Annotated in this window: 9 protein-coding genes; 8 read left to right on the top strand and 1 reads right to left on the bottom strand. The window is 71.4% G+C overall.

Annotated features, from left to right (window positions below; genetic code table 11):
- Positions 1–168 precede the first annotated feature (168 nt).
- From thrA to VZL07_RS19185, 8 genes are all read left to right on the top strand, one after another.
- Entirely contained in the window at positions 169–2,664 is a 2,496-nt protein-coding gene (thrA, locus tag VZL07_RS19220; protein WP_426757046.1) for a bifunctional aspartate kinase/homoserine dehydrogenase I, read from the top strand.
- A 25-nt stretch (positions 2,665–2,689) separates the two neighbouring features.
- Positions 2,690–3,790 carry a PLP-dependent transferase gene (locus VZL07_RS19215; protein ID WP_426757045.1) on the top strand — a complete coding sequence of 367 codons (1,101 nt, stop codon included), beginning with the start codon at positions 2,690–2,692 and terminating at the stop codon, positions 3,788–3,790.
- On the top strand, positions 3,729–4,859 hold the full coding sequence (locus VZL07_RS19210; protein WP_426757044.1) for a trans-sulfuration enzyme family protein: 1,131 nt from the start codon (positions 3,729–3,731) through the stop codon (positions 4,857–4,859). The genes VZL07_RS19215 and VZL07_RS19210 overlap by 62 nt, the downstream gene beginning before the upstream one ends.
- A 344-nt stretch (positions 4,860–5,203) precedes the next feature.
- Positions 5,204–6,196, top strand: coding sequence for a methionine ABC transporter ATP-binding protein (locus VZL07_RS19205; RefSeq protein ID WP_426757043.1), 993 nt, complete (start codon positions 5,204–5,206; stop codon positions 6,194–6,196).
- Entirely contained in the window at positions 6,189–6,860 is a 672-nt protein-coding gene (locus VZL07_RS19200; protein WP_426757041.1) for a methionine ABC transporter permease, read from the top strand. The genes VZL07_RS19205 and VZL07_RS19200 overlap by 8 nt, the downstream gene beginning before the upstream one ends.
- Before the next feature lie 42 nt (positions 6,861–6,902).
- Positions 6,903–7,736 carry a MetQ/NlpA family ABC transporter substrate-binding protein gene (locus VZL07_RS19195; RefSeq protein WP_426757040.1) on the top strand — a complete coding sequence of 278 codons (834 nt, stop codon included), beginning with the start codon at positions 6,903–6,905 and terminating at the stop codon, positions 7,734–7,736.
- A 105-nt stretch (positions 7,737–7,841) separates the two neighbouring features.
- Positions 7,842–8,777 (top strand): MBL fold metallo-hydrolase, encoded by a 936-nt coding sequence (locus VZL07_RS19190; protein WP_426757039.1) that lies wholly within the window; start codon positions 7,842–7,844, stop codon positions 8,775–8,777.
- 31 nt (positions 8,778–8,808) lie between these two features.
- A complete protein-coding gene (locus VZL07_RS19185; protein ID WP_426757038.1) occupies positions 8,809–10,584 on the top strand; it encodes a M14 family metallopeptidase in 1,776 nt (591 codons plus the stop codon).
- Between the two features lie 120 nt (positions 10,585–10,704).
- Here VZL07_RS19185 and cglD read toward each other — a convergent pair whose 3' ends face one another.
- A complete protein-coding gene (gene cglD, locus VZL07_RS19180) occupies positions 10,705–14,091 on the bottom strand; it encodes an adventurous gliding motility lipoprotein CglD (protein ID WP_426757037.1) in 3,387 nt (1,128 codons plus the stop codon).
- Positions 14,092–14,166 lie beyond the last annotated feature (75 nt).

Genomic DNA, 14,166 nt, shown 5'->3' with positions numbered 1-14,166 from the left:
CGCTGGCCTGGCGGCATGCACTAGTCCGCCAGGGCGCCCCTTCCTTCCCGCTTCCTTCTTGCCGTGGGCGCTCGCGCGCCGCGTCCGGCCGGCGTGTGCCCGGCGCGCGGAGCCGTGTCCACCTCGCTCTTCCGACGCAGGGCCATCTGGCCCGTTCGAGGTTCTCCGATGAGCAGCACTCCGTTGCAGGTGATGAAGTTCGGCGGCACGTCCGTGGGCGCACCCGCCCGTCTCCGCCAGGTCGTCGAGCTGATTGGCAGCCACGCGCGGCGAGGCCCGCTGGCGGTGGTCGTCTCCGCCATGGGCGACACCACCGACTGGCTGCTGGACGCAGCCAGCCTCGCCACGGCGGGTGACCTGGAGGGCGCGCTCGCGGTGGCCACGCGCATCGCGGACCTCGCGAAGGCCAATGCAGCGGCGCTCGCCCCCGCACAGGCCACCGCGCTGGCGGAGCGCGTCGACGGGCTCCTCAGCCCGCTCCGGCAGTTGCTCCAGGGCATCTCCCTCACGCGGGAGTGCTCGGCGCCCACGCGCGACCGGGTGTTGTCCTTCGGCGAGCTGGTGTCCGCGACGCTCCTGGCGGAGCTGCTCACGGCGCACGGGACGGCCGCCACCTTCCGCGATGCGCGGCAGCTCCTGGTGACGGATGACCGCTTCGGCGCGGCGCGCGTGGACCTCGCGCGCACGCGGGAGCGGCTCCAGGCCGCGGCGGAGTCGTGGGGCCACGAGGTTCCCATCATCCCCGGCTTCATCGCCGCGACGCCGGACGGGCGCACCACCACGCTGGGCCGCAATGGCTCCGACTACACCGCGGCGCTGGTGGCCCAGGGCCTGGGCGCGACGGAGGTCACGGTGTGGACGGACGTGCTCGGCCTGCACACGGCCGACCCGGACCTGGTCGCGGACGCCTACCCCGTGGCGCACCTCACCCATGGCGAGGGCCTGGAGCTGGCCGCCGTGGGCGCGCGCATGCTGCACCCGCGCACGATGATTCCACTCATCGAGTCCGGCATCTCCCTGCGCATCCGCAACACCATGGAGCCGGAGCACCCGGGCACGCTCATCGACGCCATCGGCTCGCGAGATGGCCAGCGCCCCACCTGCATCGCGACGCGCGAGGACCTGGCGCTGCTGGGCGTGGAGGTCCGCAAGCTGTCGGACCAGTTCCAGCTCGGGGAGCGGGTGCTGGCCGCGCTGCGCGTGGCGCGCATCACCGTGTGGATGACGGCGCAGTCCGCCAACGGCCAGTCGCTGGCCGTCGTCGTCCCCCGTCCCGACGCGGAGCGCGCGAGGGCCGTGCTCGCATCGGAGCTGGAGCAGGAGCTATCGCGCCGCGAGGTGGAGCCGCTGGAGGTCCGCCAGCCGGTGACGCTGCTGACGCTGGTCGCAGAGGCCATGGGCCACGGCGTCAACGTGGCCGGGCGCTTCTTCAGCGCCCTGGGCGCGGTGGGCGTCAACGTGCGCGCCAGCGCCCAGGGGGCCAGCTCCCGCTCGCTGTCGTGCGTCGTCGACGCGGCGGACACCGCCATCGCCGCGCGCACCACCCACGCGGCCTTCAACCTGGCCCATCAACAGGTGAGCCTCTTCGTCCTGGGACGGGGCACGGTGGGCGGCCAGCTCCTGGCGCAGCTGCGGTCCCAGCAGGCGCTGCTCCGGGACAGGCACGGCATCGCGCTGCGCGTGGTCGGCCTCGCGGACAGCCGGCGCGCGCTGTTCGATGCGGCGGGTCTGTCACTGGACGGGCTGGAGGCGAAGCTCGCGAGCGCGACGCCCGAGGCGCCGGAGACGCGCACCCTGGTGCCCCTGCTGGACGCGCTGCGCCGGCTGCCCGTGCCCATCCTGGTGGACTGCACCGCCGCCAGCGGGCTGGAGACGCTCTACACCGAGGCGTTCCAGCGCGGCATCCATGTGGTGGCGGCCAACAAGAAGCCCCTGGCGCTCCCGTGGGAGGCGCGCGAGGCGCTGCTGGCCACCGCGCGGCGGAATCACGTCGCGTACCACTACGAGACGACGGTGGCGTCCAGCCTGCCCGTCATCGACACACTGGCGAACCTCGTGCGCACCGGCGACACGGTCCACCTCATCACCGCGTCGCTGTCCGGCAGCCTGGGCTTCATCTGCAACGAGCTGACGGCCGGCGTGCCCCTGTCCCGGGCCGTCCGCGCGGCCCGCGAGCGCGGCTACACGGAGCCCGACCCGCGTGAGGACCTGAGCGGCACGGATGTCGCGCGCAAGGCGCTCATCCTCGCCCGGGAGCTGGGCCTTCCGCTCTCGTTGTCCGACGTGGCGCTGGAGCCCTTCGTCACCACGCGCGAGGGCACGTCCGTGGAGGCGTTCTTCCAGGAGCTCGCCGGGCATGACACGGCCTACGCGGAGCGCGTGGCCCGCTGCCGCCAGGCGGGCACCGTGCTGCGCTACCTGGCCCGCATCGACCCGTCGAAGGCGGGCACCGGCGCTCCCGTCATCCGCGTGGGCACCGTGGGCATCGAGGCGGGCCACCCCGCGGCCGACCTCCGGGGCTCCGAGTCCTTCGTGTCCTTCACCACCACCCGCCACAGCGACTTCCCGCTCACGGTGCGCGGCGCGGGCGCCGGCGGCGCCGTCACCGCTTCCGGCGTGCTGGCCGACATCCTCCGCATCTCACAGACGCTGCGGGGCCGCTGAGCGCGTCACCGAAAGGGCTGCTCCCATGAAACTCGCCACCGCTCTCGTCCACGCAGGCGTGCGCCGCGACCCGGCCACCGGCGCGGTCGCCGTCCCCATCTACCAATCCGCCACCTACCAGCACCCCGCGCTCGGCCAGTCCACCGGCTATGACTACTCGCGCACGCGCAACCCCACCCGCTCCGCGCTGGAGGACGCGCTGGCGCGGCTGGAGGGCGGCAGCCGGGGGCTCGCCTTCAGCTCGGGCATGGCGGCGCTGCACTGTGCCCTCCAGCTCTTCGGCCCCGAGGACCACGTCCTCCTCACCGAGGACCTCTACGGCGGCACCTACCGGCTGGTGGACCGCATCCTCCACGTGCCCTGCACCTTCGTGGACACCTCGCGCCCCAGCGCCGTGCGGGACGCGCTGCGCCCCAACACGCGGGCCATCGTCGTGGAGACGCCCACCAACCCGATGATGCGCACGGCCGACATCGCCGCGCTCGCGGACATCGCCCGGAAGGCCGGGGCGCTGCTCATCGTGGACAACACCTTCCTCACGCCGTGGCTGCAGCGACCGCTGGAGCTGGGCGCGGACCTCGTCGTGCACAGCGCCACGAAGTACCTGGCCGGGCACAACGACGTCGTCGCGGGCGCGCTGGTGGCCAAAGACGCGGCGCTGGGCGAGAAGCTCGCATCCCTCCAGAACGGCATCGGCGCGATTCTGGGGCCACAGGACGCCTACCTGGTGATTCGCGGTCTGAAGACGCTGGACCTGCGCATGGAGCGGCACCAGTCCAACGCGCGCGAGGTGGCCGCGTGGCTGCGCGCCCATCCCGGCGTGGAGCGCGTCTTCTATCCCGGCGTGGGCGGCATGCTGTCCTTCACCGTCACCCATGCGTCCCTGGTGCCCCAGGTGCTCGCGTCCGTGCAGCTGTGTCTCTTCGCCGAGTCGCTCGGCGGCGTGGAGACGCTCATCACCTATCCCACCACGCAGACCCACGCCGACATCCCCGCCGAGCGCCGGGAGGCGCTGGGCATCTCCGACCGCCTGCTCCGGCTCTCCGTAGGAATCGAGGACTCCCATGACATCATCGCCGACCTGGCCCACGCGCTTCGCGACCCGTCTGCTGCACACGGGGCATGAGCAGGACCCCACGACGGGCGCCGCCGCCGTCCCCATCTACCAGGTGTCCATGTTCGACCAGCCGGGCCTGGAGACGCCCGGCGAGTTCGACTACGCGCGCTCCGGCAACCCCACGCGCAAGGCCCTCGAAGGTGTGCTCGCCGCGCTGGATGAAGGCGCCGCGGCCTTTGCCTTCGGCTCCGGCATGGCCGCCGTGTCCAGCGTGCTGATGCTCTTCAGCGCGGGCGACCACCTCGTCGTCACGGACGACTGTTACGGCGGCACCTACCGGGTGCTCACACGCGTCTTCAGCCGCTTCGGCCTGGAGGCCACCTTCGTGGACACCAGCGACCCGGACGCCGTGCGCGCGGCGCTCCGCCCCAACACGAAGGCGCTGCTGGTGGAGAGCGTGAGCAACCCCTTCCTCAAGCGCACCGACATCGCCGCCATGGCGCGGCTGGCAAAGGGCCACGGGGCGCTGCTCATCGTGGACAACACCTTCCTGTCCCCGTGCCTCTCGCGCCCCCTGACCGAGGGCGCGGACATCGTCATCCACTCCGCCACCAAGTACCTCGGCGGCCACAGCGACGTCGTCGCCGGAACGGTGGCGGTGAAGACGCCCGCGCTCGCCCAGGAGCTGGGCTTCCTCCAGAACGCGGTGGGCGCGGTGCTGGGGCCACAGGACTGCTTCCTCCTCCAGCGGGGCATCAAGACGCTGCAGGTGCGCCTGGAGCGGCAGGTGCGCACCGCGAAGGGCCTGGCGAAGTGGCTGGCCGGACGGCCGGAGGTGCGGCAGGTCTTCTACCCGGACACCGGCGCGGTGGTGTCGTTCAGGCTCACGCAAGACGCGCTGGCCGCGCCCTTCGTGGAAGCACTCCAGCTCCCGCTCCTGGGCGTGTCCCTGGGCGCGGTGGAGAGCATCGTCACCGTCCCGGCGCGGCACTCCCACGCCTCCGTCCCCGCGCCGGAGCGGGAGCGCCGGGGCATCACCGACGGGCTCATCCGCTTCTCCGTCGGGCTGGAGGAGCTGGAGGACTTGCAAGAGGACCTGGAGCGCGCGCTCGCGCAGGCCCTGCGCGCGGCGGCATAGGCACGTCGGGTTGACAGGCCGCGTCAGCTCCATTACCTGTCTGCGCCAATGCTCGTTGTTTGCGCCATGTTCGGACCCTGTCGCGGAGGCATGTGTTGTCGTGCCTCCACGGGTCCGTCCGTTCGCGCGCGCTGAGCATCCCCTCACGACACGAATCGACGTCCTCCGGTCCGGCCCGGCGCCTGCTTCGTCCAGGCACGGGCCGCCGCTCGCGCACTCCTCGCGCGAGGCCCCTCTCTTCCTCCCAACGCAGCGCCCCTGGAGCAGCCGATGCGCGGTACCCCGGACACGAATGAGCGGCCCCCTCGCGCCGCGACAGCCACCTCCAGCGGGAGCGCCACGCCGTGATTGTCTTTCGCGGGGTCAGCAAGGTCTACGCATCGGGCGGGCGGGAGGTCGCGGCCCTGAGGAACGTGTCGTTCCGGGTCGAAGCCGGCGAAATCCACGGCGTGCTGGGACAAAGCGGCGCCGGCAAGTCCACGCTCATCCGGTGCGCAAACCTCCTGGAGCGCCCCACCGAGGGCAGCGTCCACGTCGACGGCCAGGACCTGCTGGCCCTGAGCCCCGAGGCGCTGCGCAGGGCGCGGCAGGGCATCGGAATGATTTTCCAGCACTTCAACCTCTTCGCCTCGAAGACGGTGGCGGCGAACGTCGCGTACCCGCTGGAGGTGGCCGGCTGGCCACGCGCGCACATCCGCGAGCGCGTGGAGGAGCTGCTGGCGCTCGTCGGACTGTCCGACAAGGCGAAGGCCTATCCCTCGCAGCTCTCCGGAGGTCAGAAGCAGCGGGTGGGCATCGCGCGAGCCCTGGCGCCCCGCCCCCGCGTCCTGCTGTCCGACGAGGCGACCTCCGCGCTGGACCCGGAGACGACGCGCTCGGTGCTGGAGCTGCTGCGCGACATCAACCGCCAGCTCGGCGTGACGCTGCTGCTCATCACCCACCAGATGGAGGTGGTGAAGTCCATCTGTGACTCCGTGGCGGTGCTGGAGCGGGGACGGCTGGTGGAGCAGGGCAAGGTGGTGGAGCTGCTCGCCCGTCCTGGAAGCCGGCTGCACGGGCTGTGCTTCCCGCCCCTCTCGGCTCCCGCGTCCTCGCCGGGAGGCCGGCGCGTCGCGCTGTCGCTGGCGGGCGCGCACGCCTCGCGCCCCATCCTCGGCACCCTGGCCCGTGCCTTCGACGTGGATGCCCTGCTGCTGGAGGGCACGCTGGAGCGCGTGGGCGGCACCCGCGTAGGCCGGCTCCTCGTCGAGCTCCAGGGCGCGCCCGACGCCGTGAGCCGGGCGCTCGCGTACCTGCACGAGCAGGGCGTTCCGCACGAGGAGGTGGCCCATGGATAGCCAGCTCCCGCGCATGCTGGGCGTGGCCACCGTCGAGACGCTCTACATGACCTCCGTGGCCGCGGTGCTCGTCGTCCTCGCCGGGCTGCCACTGGGTATCCTGTTGGTCATCACCGACCGCGGCGGGCTCTGGGAGCGCCCCGCGCTGAACCGGGTGCTGGGCACGCTCGTCAACGTGGGCCGCTCCATCCCGTTCATCATCCTCATGGTGGCCATCGTCCCGCTCACGCGGCTGCTGGTGGGCACCACCATCGGCACCACGGCCGCCATCGTCCCCCTCGTCGTCGCGGCCATTCCCTTCATGGGCCGCGTCGTCGAGCAGAGCCTGCGAGAGGTGGAGCCCGGGCTGGTGGAGGCCGCCATCGCCATGGGCTCCACCCACCGCCGCGTCATCCTCCAGGTCCTCATCCCCGAGGCGCTGCCGTCGCTCGTGCGAGGCACGGCGCTCGTGGTCATCAGCCTGCTGGGCTACAGCGCCATGGCGGGCGCGGTGGGCGGCGGTGGCCTGGGCGACCTCGCGGTGAAGTACGGCTACATGCGCTTCCGAACCGACGTCATGCTCGGCTGCCTGGTGGTGCTGCTGGTGCTGGTGCAGCTCGTCCAGTGGCTCGGCGACGCGCTGGCGGCGCGCTTCGACCCCTCCGGCGCGCGGTCCTCCCGCTGACGCCCGCATCCCTTCCCTCAGTCGTTCCAGGAGTCCCCTGTCATGAAGTCCCGCTCGCGTTCCCTGCTCACCCCGCTCCTGCTCTCGGTGACGGTGCTGCTCGCCGCCTGCCAGAAGCAGGAGGCCGCCCCGGGTGACGGCTCCGCTGCCCGCACCTTGAAGGTCGGCGTCAACCCGGTGCCCCATGGAGAGATTCTCCGCGCGGCCGCCGCCGTGGCCCTGCGCGATGGCGTGCGCGTGGAGGTGGTGGAGTTCACCGACTACGTCCAGCCGAACGTCGCGCTCGCGGATGGGCAGCTCGACGCCAACTACTTCCAGCACGTGCCCTACCTGGAGCGCTTCGCGGCGGACCGGAAGCTCGCGCTGACCAGCGCCGGGCCCGTGCACCTGGAGCCGCTGGCGCTCTACTCCACGAAGTTCAGCCAGCTCGCCGAGCTGCCCGAGGGCGCACAGGTGACGCTGCCCGCGGACCCCAGCAACCTGGCCCGGGCGCTCCGGCTGCTCGAGGCGCAGGGCCTGGTGCGCCTGCGCGAGGACGCCGGCGCCACGGCCAGCGTGAAGGACGTGGTGGTCAACCCGCGCAAGCTCGACCTGCGCGAGATTGATGCGGAGCAGCAGCCACGCACCCTGGAGGACGTGGCCGCCGCCGTCATCAATGGCAACTACTTCCTGGAGGCCCAGAAGCACCTCCGGCTGGACGCGAAGGTGCTGGCCCGCGAGTCCGCGAAGCAGAACCCCTACGCCAATGTGCTCGCCGTGCGGCGGGGCGACGAGGCCCGCCCCGAGGTTCGGACGCTGGTGAAGGCGCTCCACTCCGAGGAGGTGCGCCGGCACATCGAGTCCAGCTACGGCGGCGCGGTGGTGCCCGCCTTCTGACGCCTTGGCGCCGCACGTCTTCCTTGCGCACCACGCGCGGGGCGAGCATGACAGGGGCACCGGACGCGGGGCCCCTCCTGCCCCGCCGAGCGAAGGAGCGAGTGCATGGCCTTGCGGTTCAAGAACCTCGATGGCAGCGGGCCGCAGCCGTTCAGCAGCGTCTTCAAGTGGGCCGTGGCCGACAAGCTCGCCGGACGGCGGCGCAAGGCGCCCGCCCGCGCCGACGTGCCCCGCGTGGAGCCCGACCTCGCGCTGCTCGCGACGCCCCCCGCCGCCGGAGAGGGGGCCAGGCTGACGTGGCTGGGACACGCGAGCTGGCTCGTCCAGCTCGACGGCGTGTCGCTGCTCATCGACCCGGTGCTGCGCGACACCATCAGTGGGGTCATCCGCCGCAACGTCCCGCCCGGCGTCCCCATGGAGAAGCTGCCGCCCATCACCGCGAGCCTCGTCTCGCACAACCACTACGACCACCTGGACCTGCCCACGCTGGAGAAGGTCGGCGCGCCCATCGTCACCGGCCTGGGACACCTGCCCGTCTTCCGGGGCTCGAACCTGTCCGTCACCGAGCTGGACTGGTGGCAGTCCACGAAGGTGGGCCCCGTCACCGTGCACTTCGTGCCCGCGCAGCACTGGAGCCGCCGGGGCCTCAACGACGTCAACGAGATGCTCTGGGGCGGCTTCATCATCGAGGGCTCCAGCGCCCGCGTCTTCCACTCGGGTGACACCGCGTACTTCGAGGGCTTCAAGGAGATTGGCCAGCGCTACCCGGGCATCGACGCCGCGCTGCTGCCCATTGGCGCGTATGACCCGGCCTGGTTCATGCGCCGCCAGCACATGAATCCCGAGGAAGCCGTGCAGGCCTTCGAGGACCTGGGCGCCGCGCGCTTCTTCGCCATGCACTGGGGCACCTTCAAGCTCACCGACGAGCCGCTCGACGAGCCGCCCCGCCGCCTGGACGCGGAGTGGACCCGCCGGGGCCTGGCGCGCGAGCGCGTCGAGGTGCTCCCGGTGGGTGGCACACGCACCGTGCGCCACGGTTGAAACCCACCGGGGGCTATGTTGTGGGAAGGGCATGCTCCTGCCCACCCTCCTCGCCCTGACGCTCCATCAGGCACCGTCGTCGCTCACCACCGTCTCCGAACAGAGCGGGTGGACGCGCACGGGCCGGTACCCGGAAGTGGAAGCCCTCTGCCGCGCCTTCCCCAAGGCGTTCCCCGGCAAGGTCCGCTGCGACACGCTCGGCACCTCACCGGAGGGCCGCCCGCTGCTCGCGCTCGTCGCCAGCGCGGATGGCACCCTCACCCCCGCCGCCGCGGCGCGGAAGCAGCGCCCCGTCGTCTTCTTCCAGGGCGGCATCCACTCCGGTGAGATTGACGGCAAGGACGCCGGCTTCTGGCTGCTGCGGGACTTGCTCTCCGGAAAGGAGCAGCCCGGCGTCCTCAAGCGCGTCACCGCCGTCTTCGTCCCCGTCTTCAACGTGGACGGCCACGAGCGCTTCGGCCCCAACAACCGCCCCAACCAGAACGGCCCCGTGGAGATGGGCTGGCGCGCCACCGCGCAGAACCTCAACCTCAACCGCGACTACGCCAAGGCCGAGGCCCCGGAGATGGTGGCGCTGCTGAAGTACCTCCACGCCTGGGACCCGCTCGTCTACGCGGACCTGCACGCCACCAACGGCGCCAAGTTCGAGCACGACGTGTCCGTGGGCATCGAGCCGCAGAAGTCCGGCCCGGCGCCACTGCGCGCGCTGGGCGTGAAGCTGCGCGAGGAGCTCTTCTCCGAGCTGGAGTCCCAGAAGCACCTGCCCGTGGCCTTCTACCCGTCCTTCATCGAGGACGATGACCCTGCTTCCGGCTTCGCGTACGGCGTGCCGCCACCGCGCTTCAGCCATGCCTACTGGGCCGCGAACCGCCGCTTCGGCGTGCTGGTGGAGACGCACTCCTGGAAGCCCTACGCGGAGCGCGTGAAGGCCACCCGGGACGTGGTGGCGAGCCTGCTGCGGCTGGTGGCGCGGGACGGCGCCGCCCTGCGCGCGGCGGTGAAGGCGGCGGACGCGGAAGACGCGGCCGGCAAGGCACGCGAGGTGGTGCTCGCGTGGAAGAACACGGGGCAGAAGCGGACCATCGACTTCCGGGGCTACGCGTACGAGCGGGGCGCGTCCGACGTGTCCGGCCAGACGTGGATTCGCTACGACGACTCGAAGCCCCAAGTCTGGAAGGTGCCCTACTTCGAGGAGATCGAGCCCGCGCTCACCGCCACGCTGCCCGCCGGGGGCTACCTGGTGCCCCCCGCGCACGCCGCCTGGGTGGAGGCGAAGCTCGCCGCGCACGGCCTGCGCTCGCAGCGCCTCACCCGCCCCGTGGCCAGCGCGCAGGTGGAGCGCTTCCGCGCCACCGACTCGAAGTGGAGCGCCCAGTCCGTGGAGAACCGGCAGACGCTCAGCGTGAAGGGGACGTGGGAGCCTCAGACGCAGTCCCTGCCCGCGGGCACGCTGTACGTGCCGGTGGCCCAGGAGGGCGTGGAGCTGGTGGCCCACCTGCTGGAGCCCATGGGGCCGGACTCACTGCTGTCCTGGGGCTTCTTCAACGCCCACTTCGAGCAGAAGGAGTACGTCGAGGACTACGTGCTGGAGCCCTTCGCGCGCGAGCTGCTGGCGAAGGACGCCGCGGTGAAGGCGGAGTGGGAGGCGAAGCTGAAGGACCCCGCCTTCGCCAAGGACCCGCGGGCCCGCCTGCGCTTCTTCTACGAGCGCCACCCGGCCCGCGACGTCCAGCTCCGCGTCTACCCCGTGCTGCGCATCCAGGCCGCGCCCGAGGGGCTCGCCGCGGTGAAGCCCGCGAAGCCCTAGCGAGCACATGGCCGTGAAATGAAGACGCCCCGGAGCCTTCGGGCCCCGGGGCGTTCTGGCTTCAGCCCTGCTGCCTCCGGCCTCCTCCATCAACGGAGGCCGGAGGCGCATTGCGCATCATCAGCCGATGATGCCCTCGCAGGCGCAGTAGCTCTGGTTGCAGGTCGCGTTCGGGCCGCAGCCGCCGCAGTTCGGCTGGCACACGCACGCGCACGCGTTGGCGTCCGGCTGGTACCGCTCACCGCAGTTCAGCGCGGCCGTGTCACACACGCAGCCGCACGCGTCCTGGCTGAACGTGAAGCCCGGCGCGCAGGTGGCCGTCTGGACGCACGAGCACGAGCAGGTGTCCGTGTTGCACGTCTCGTAGGTGCCGCACGTGCCACCGCAGTCCGGCGCGCAGGTGAAGGCGCACACCTCGGGGTCCGTGTCGCAGATCTGCCCGGGCTCGCCGCCACCGCCGCAGTCCGAGGGGCACTCGCACTGGTTCGTGGTGCGATTGCACACCAGCTTGCCGTCACAGAAGTCCGGGTCGTCCGGGTTGTGGAACCGGTCGCCCTCGCACGGAGCGGGGATGCCGTCCGGGTTGGACGTGCGGTCCGTCCAGTAACGGTAGGACAGCGCCGCCTGGGTGGTGCCCGGCGTCTGCGGGCGGCAGCCACCGAAGAAGGACACCGCGCGGCTGATGCCGTCCACGTCGAAGCCGTGGGTGCGGCTGCGCGGCAGGTCTCCCGGGGTGGGGCACTGCGACGGGTTCGCCACCGCGTCCATGGCCACCTTCAGCGAGGCGCCGATGGGCGGCTTCTGCGTCCGGTAGCCCACCGACGCGATGACGCTGTCGATGATGCCGTTGATGGTGGTGGTGATGGACGCGGAGTCCCGGATGCTGCCGTACACACCGCCCGTGGCCTGGATGATGTCCAGGTGCCGCGGGTTGCGGGGGTCTTCCTGGTACTGGCACCAGGTGCTGGTGTCGCTGGTGGCGTTCTCGTGCGGGCAGAGGATGCCGTGCACGTCGATGGGCTGGTTCAGCGGGTTGCGGTTCGTCCCCGACTCATTGCCCGTGCCCAGGAAGTACTGGGTGTACGTGTCGATGGTGCCGCTGGACTGGTCCCGCGTGTCCGTCAGGATGACGACCACGACCTTGGCGCCCGCGCGGAAGCGCGTCTCCGCCGAGCCACCGCTCGAGGCCAGCAGGTTGATGACGGCGCGAGCGGCGTCCAGCGGACGCTCCGTGCCGTTGCCGTTCTGCCCCACCCAGCACTGGGTGTTGGCGGAGCACGTCGTCTGCTGGGTCCCCGGAGGAATGGTGATGCCGGAGCACTGGCCGTCCGTGCACGTGCTGCCCTGAGACAGCCAGGCACGGAACTGGTTGACGTTGTCCGTGAAGCCACGCAGCACCCCCGAGTTCGCCCCACTGCCATGGGTATAGGTGGTGGTCACCATCGCCAGGCGCCAGTCCAGCGTCGCGTTACCCAGCTTGTCCGCCACCGCCGAGGCCGCGTTCGCCAGCGACTGCTGCGAGGAGGCCATGGAGCCGCTGTCGTCCACCACGAAGATGAAGTCCACCACCGCCTGCCGCACGGTGAACTTCTCGCACTGCACCGCGTCCGTGTCGCCGAACTGCGCCAGCGCCGAGCCGCCCGCCGTGTCCGCCGTGGTGAAGAGGCTCCCCGCCTCGTTGTAGCGGGACGTGGGGGTGATGGCCATCACCACCACCACGCTGTCGTCGGAGCGGTGGACATACTGCGCCTGCATGGTGAACGGACCGCTGATGCCGGCCGTGCCGGACAGCTCACCCGTGCTCCCGGGCACCAGCGAGCGGGTCAGCGTGTTGGTGAACGTCTTCAGGTCCGTGTTGCCCGACATGCCATAGCGCGCCGACAGCGCGGCGTAACCGTCCCAGGTGTTGAAGGTCTGCTGGAAGTCACGCGTGGCGGAGTTGAACGACGCCGCGCGGATGCCCGCCTCGTCGTTCGTGGGGTTGGACGACGAGCCCACGCGGCCGCGCTTGTACGCAATCAGCGTCACCTGCTTGGTCGCGTCCCAGCCGATGATGCCCACCGCCTCGTTGCCATCGCGGATGGTGTGCAGGTTGGCGTCCGTGAAGGTGGAGGGCAGCGCCAGCCGGAGGTCCGCGCCGTTCTCCTCCTTGAAGGTGACGGTGCGCAGGTTGGACGTGCGGCACGCCTGTCCCGCCGGCGTGTTGGCCGCGCCGTCGCTGGAGTCGTTCGGGTTCAGCTCGCCCTCGTCCACGCGGCCGTTCTGGTTGGCGTCCTCCGCGCCGTCCTGGATGCCGTCACCGTCGCTGTCGGGGTTCGTCGGGTTCGTGGTGGTGGCGGGGTCCGCATCGCCCACGTAGCCGCAGTCCTGGCGGGGCGCCTGCGCCGTCGTCACGCCCACTTCCAGGCCGTCCACCAGGCCGTCACCGTCGGTGTCCGGGTTGGTCGGGTCCGTCTCGCCCGGGTCCCTGCGGCCGTTGCCGTTGGGGTCCTCGCCGCGGAAGCCATTGCGGCCCGGGCCATCCTGCAGGCCGTCACAGTCGGAGTCCGTCAGCCGCGGGTCCGTCTCACCGGAGTCCACGCGCCCGTTCTGGTTCTTGTCCTCGACGCCATCGGGGATGCCGTCGCCATCGGTGTCCGCGTTGTTCGGGTCCGTGCCCGTCGCGGTCTCCACCGAGTCCGGGATGCCGTCGAAGTCGGCGTCCGGAATCGAAGCGGCGCAGTCCGCCACGCGCGGGTCCGTCTCGCTGCCGTCCACGATGCCGTTGCGGTTGACGTCCTCCTCACCGTCGCTGCACGTGTCGCCGTCCGTGTCCGGGTCGAGCGGGTCGGTGCCGGTGCGCACCTCCAGGCCGTCATCCAGGCCGTCGCCGTCCGTGTCGCGCCTGCGCGGGTCCGTCTCACCGGGGCTCACCACACCGTTGCGGTTGGCGTCCTCCACGCCGTCCGCCAGGCCGTCACCATCCGAGTCGATGGCGTTCGGGTCGGTCTCGCCCGGGTCCCTGCGGCCGTTGCGGTTGAGGTCCTCCAGGCCGTCCGGGATGCCGTCGCCATCCGTGTCCGCCAGCACCGGCGAGGTGCGCGTGGCCGTGTCCTGGTCACCGGGGAAGTTGCAGTCGGGGTCGGGGCTCGTCGTGCGGCCCACTTCCACGCCGTCGCGAATGCCGTCGCCATCCGTGTCGCGCCGACCGGGGTCCGTCTTCTGACCACCGGGGTAGATGGTGGCGAACTCCTCCGCGTCCGTCAGGCCGTCGCAGTCGGAGTCCTTCGTCGTGTTCTCCGGGTCGTCGATATCGGTGGGCACCGGGCCCGGATCCGGGTCCGGGTCTGGAATCACGCCCGCGTCTTCCTCTTGCGAGCCACCATCCGTGCCGCTGTCCGTGCCGCCGTCCACGCCAGCGTCGGTGTTGGGCGGATTCGGCTCGGGGTCATCCCCACCGCCGCAGCCAGTCAGCAACGACGCTGCCAGCAACGCGCAGGTGAAGAACTTCATCAGGGGGTTGCGCATCGTCTTTGACTCCAATGACTCCGACTCGAGATGGGGGGTGAGTCGAAGGAGACTTCCATTGTAGAGAACGATGGA

Origin of the sequence: Pseudomyxococcus flavus (assembly GCF_050038885.1) — a bacterium.
Lineage (GTDB): Bacteria > Myxococcota > Myxococcia > Myxococcales > Myxococcaceae > Myxococcus > Myxococcus flavus.
This window is presented reverse-complemented; position numbering and strand designations above follow the sequence as displayed.